This window comes from Frankia sp. CoWAU3 (genome assembly GCF_977971855.1).
In genome coordinates, this window is record NZ_CDWWXB010000236.1 from 1,271 (window position 1) to 1,895 (window position 625).

A 625-nucleotide genomic window follows, 5' to 3' on the forward strand; every position below is an offset into this window, starting at 1 on the left:
ATCTTTGGGCGGATCGCCGACACCCTGAACTTGGCTCTGATGCTGGTGGGCCGCTGCGGCGAGGTCTACCAACTGGGCGGTCCGCAGGTCCGCCGCCTGAGCAACCAGGCCTTCTTTACCAAGATTCTCGTTGACATGGAAGACGATCTACCAACCGTGACAGGTGTCCAGCTACGGGAGCCGTTCGCGGCCCTGGCGGGCCGAGCCTTCCCACGGGCGGTCAGCCCCGAAGCCGTCAGGGACGCGGCGGCCACGGGTAGCGGGGAGCCGGAACCGCCAGACACGAACAACGGCCATGATCTCGTTCCCGTGGGGGATCTTGATCTTGGCCGTGGTTCGAAAGTGATCTATTTGGTGCGCTCGGAGGGACTCGAACCCCCAACCTTCTGATCCGTAGTCAGATGCTCTGTCCGTTGAGCTACGAGCGCGATCTGCCGCCGTGGTGGCCGGCGGTGCCAGCTTACAGCACCCGACGGGTGGCACCGATCCCCCGAGGGGGATGTAGCTGTCCGTAGTTCATCCTGTGCTTCTTGTGTGGACGGATGTGGGGTTCATCGTCGAATCGGCAGCTGCGGCACCGGCAGGAGGAGTTGCCGGTGGGGCGCGCGGCGGACGGTCAACCGCT

The 625-nt window shown here is 64.6% G+C and carries 1 tRNA gene; it reads right to left on the minus strand.

The features are described 5' to 3' along the window. Positions 1 to 352: 352 nt before the first annotated feature. Positions 353 to 428: transfer RNA gene (locus AC08ON_RS16160), tRNA-Arg, on the minus strand. Positions 429 to 625: the final 197 nt, after the last annotated feature.